Annotated in this window: 3 protein-coding genes and 1 pseudogene; 1 reads left to right on the top strand and 3 read right to left on the bottom strand. The window is 67.8% G+C overall.

Features of this window, described 5'->3' with window-relative positions:
* Positions 1-943: 943 nt before the first annotated feature.
* Positions 944-1,309 carry an ankyrin repeat domain-containing protein gene (locus tag ACGFYQ_RS42140; protein ID WP_393752661.1) on the bottom strand — a complete coding sequence of 122 codons (366 nt, stop codon included), beginning with the start codon at positions 1,307-1,309 and terminating at the stop codon, positions 944-946.
* A 53-nt stretch (positions 1,310-1,362) separates the two neighbouring features.
* Positions 1,363-2,130 (bottom strand): hypothetical protein, encoded by a 768-nt coding sequence (locus ACGFYQ_RS42135; protein WP_393752659.1) that lies wholly within the window; start codon positions 2,128-2,130, stop codon positions 1,363-1,365.
* Between the two features lie 418 nt (positions 2,131-2,548).
* On the opposite strand from ACGFYQ_RS42135, the gene ACGFYQ_RS42130 reads away from it, so the two are divergent.
* Positions 2,549-2,683 (top strand): hypothetical protein, encoded by a 135-nt coding sequence (locus ACGFYQ_RS42130; protein WP_393752657.1) that lies wholly within the window; start codon positions 2,549-2,551, stop codon positions 2,681-2,683.
* Positions 2,684-3,114: 431 nt separating this feature from the next.
* Here ACGFYQ_RS42130 and ACGFYQ_RS42125 read toward each other — a convergent pair.
* Positions 3,115-3,314 (bottom strand): annotated as a pseudogene (locus ACGFYQ_RS42125) (MFS transporter); the annotation flags it as partial.

The following is a 3,314-nucleotide window of genomic DNA, read 5'->3' as shown; positions in this document are numbered from 1 at the left end:
GGCCGGAGTCCTCCGCTTCGCTGCGGACAGTTGGGTTCCGCTGCGCTCCACCCGAACAGGGTCCGCTCCGCGGACGAGTCCGAACTTGCCCGGGAGGTGACCCCGTTTCAAGGCGCCAAACCAAGGCCGACCCTTCAGGCCCTCCGCTTCGATGCACCGGAGCTGACCTCGTTTCACTCGGTCCGCGCCCTCCACGCGTTAGGGCCGGCGCTTCGCTTCGGCTCCTGCTGGGCTCCGCCCAGGTGGTTTCGGTTCACCCGGAACGGGTCTGCTTCGCAGACTAGGGAACTCCCTCGCTTCGCTCGGGAGGGGACCCCGTTTCACGGGGTCCGGGCCTTCGGCCCGTTGGGGCGGGTCCGCTTCACTCCCCCACCTGGGCACCTCCGGCTTCACCTTCCGTGCCTTGGGCTCGCCCGCTACGTGGGCCAGGCTGGCAGGAGTGGACGGTGCTCGTTGGGGAGCCTGGTCAAGCCGGCGGGGCTGTCTCCCCGGGTGCCAGGTTCTGGAGTCGCTCAAACACCTTTGTGGGGAAACCCTCCCCTGTCCTTGCCAGGTAACCGTCTTCTCCGTACTCGGAGAGGATCCGCGCTGCCATGTCACGGGTGGCCGTGACGAAGTCGTGTGTCCGTACACGCTGCGCCCATGTCTGTTTCCCACCAGACCAGTCCTCGCCCGAGACCACGTATGGCATAGGAAGCACGAAGAGTCACCTCCTGGCCCGCCACGCTCCATCGCCAGATGCCGGAACTTCCGGGCTTCCAAAGCATGTTCTGAGCGCGCTCAACTGTCACCCGAACCTCCGTCATATGGCCAAGGACTGCTCCCGCGGACCCCGCCCGCCTGACTCCGCAAACTCCCCGGCCCTCCCGTTTTTTCACGGGTGCGGGCCCCCTGGCCCGATAGGCGGGACCGTTGCGGCCCCACCCCGGCCTGCCAGCTCCGCCTACAGGACCAGGGTCCGCTCACTCGGGCCAGGGCCGGCAGCAGCTGGGCTGACCGGCGTGAACCGGTCCAGCAGGCGGATGGCCATGTCGTGGTTGTAGTAGCGGGCCAGTTCTAGAGGGGTCTCGCCACGGGGCGTCGCCGTCGGATCTGCGCCATAGGCCAGAAGAATCGCTGTAAGAGCCGAATCGATCGGACCACCCGACTGAAGTGCCCCGTCCCCCTCCACATCAATGGCGTGAAGGAGAAGCGTCAACCCACAACAGACCTCCTCAGGATCCGCTCCTCCGTCAAGAAGACGAGTCAGCGCCGCGTGGTCACCCGACTCGACCGCCTGATGGGCAGGAGTCCACGGGCTCTCAATCATTCGGACTCCCAAGCAGGCGGGCGTACGAGCGACTCTCGCATTACGGCCTGTACTCATTCCTTGTTGACAAGGCTTCCGGTGGCCGGCCGGGTGAACGCGGCCAGTGCCGAGAGCATGAAGAGCACCGAACCGAACTGATTCACGGCGACGCCCCACCAGCCGAGGCTGCGCGAGCGGACGCAGGGCCGGGACCGATGGCAGATCTCGACGAACGCAAGATGCCCCGAAACCAGGAACAGCACGCATCCGATCACGTCGGGAGTCCAGATCAGCCGGTTGGTCTGCTGGACGGTGAGCCCCTGCAGGAAGGAGTCCAGCAGATTGACGGCGAACACGAGCGTCCCTACGAACAGTACAAACGTGCTCAGCCAGTCCAGGCGCATCGGCTCGTACCCCCACCACCTCCAGCCGGCCGTGACCAGTGGACCGCCCCCTTGGGAGTGGCGAGGCGCGTTCAGCGCTTGCAAGAGCGAGGCGTAACCCCCGATGTTGAAGAACAGGCCCCCCGCGAAGTAGACCGAGGCACTCTCGACCGCGTCGCCCGAGCCGAACTGCGCGACGGCGGCGCCGAGAGCGAAGAGTGCTCCGCCGATGACGAACGCACCCGAGGCGACGGCATTGAGCCTTCGAAGGCGGCCGAGGGCCTCGGCATCGGCAGCGGAGGACGTGCCGACCGTGCCTCCCGGACCGCGGACCGACAGCGCCCCACGCCTACGCGCGAGCCGTGACTCCCATACCACCGTTTCCCCTTCGGGGCGGTGCCACGTGAGCCGGGTAGTGAACGGTCCTGCACCTTCGGCGCGCTGCTCAGGCTGTCCCACAGCCCGAGCCTAGACCCGCGGGCAATTCCGAACGGAGAGCGAAACGTACCTCTCATCCCCGGGCGTTCGCATCCTTGCCCTGCCAGGACCCCTCACCGTGCCGCAACTGCATCCCCGCCGCCGACCGCCTGTGCCGCAGCAGAACGGACCAGGTAGGACTTGGCGGTCAACCCTAGGTTCCTGTCGAGTACACCGAAAGCATGCTTCATTCTGGACTATGGATAGAGATCGGGATCCAAGGCCCCCTCCTGACCAGCGGGCCCGGCCGACGTCGCGGAGCGCGGCCACGCCGGTGGCCACCGTATCCGGCGACGGGTGCGGCGCGCTTGAGGTTGAGGCGGGCGAGGCGGACGTGGCGCTCCGTAGACGTGTGCGGCGCGGCGCGGTCTGAAGCGGGATCGCCGGCGCGGTGGGCGTCGTGCCGATCGCCATTGAGGGTACGGAGCACTGGCCCTGGTGGCTCAACCTGACGATCTGCCTCGCCCTGGGCCTCTTGGGAGCCTTTGGCGGGGCGGTGACCGCGCACCGGGACAGGGTCAAGGCCGAGGTCTGAAGGGACAAGCTCGATGCGGGCGAGACGGAACTGAGCCAGTACCGGCGGTGGGGCGGGAGCTTGCAGCGGCGGTCACCCTCGGCGCGCCGAACCCGCCACCGGTCAAGACCCGTGACGCGCGTCCAGTGCACATCACACGACGCTCACCACCTTCTGTCCCGACCGGCGGAACTGCGCTGCACCCAACGAACCTGCGCAACTCCACGCGCACCGCGAGACGCAGCAAGCCCCACAGTCAGCACTTCGCTCTTCATCAGCAGAAGCCGAACCCCCGCGCGGCTCCACCGCCGTCTCGGGGCTGGAGCTGATGACCGCGCTGCGCCCGCGGACCCGGGCCGTGAAGAACGAGACCACTGGGGAATGGGAGTCCGGCTAATCCCCGGGCTCGTTGAAGGCGCGCCGCCGGATCCGAAGCCTAGAGCCCCCGTGGCTTAGACGTTTACGGCTTGGGAAGGCCGGTCAGGGGGTTGGTGATCATCGGCCGGGGCGGCGGCACGCAGCGCCGCCTCAACCTGGCGGTTGCTGGTCATGGTCGACGTGACGGCCGTCATCGCCAGGAGGAGGCCGGCGGCGGCGTAGAGCGGGGTGCGGATGTCGTACGTGGTGGCCAGCCAGCCGCCGAGGAAGGCCC

Source organism: Streptomyces sp. NPDC048258, assembly GCF_043201995.1.
Classification (GTDB): Bacteria; Actinomycetota; Actinomycetes; order Streptomycetales; family Streptomycetaceae; genus Streptomyces.
This window is presented reverse-complemented; position numbering and strand designations above follow the sequence as displayed.

Excerpts from the sequence above, each read along its gene's own strand:
- ACGFYQ_RS42140 (WP_393752661.1), bottom strand. The coding sequence starts at position 1,309 with ATGATTGAGAGCCCGTGGACTCCTGCCCATCAGGCGGTCGAGTCGGGT.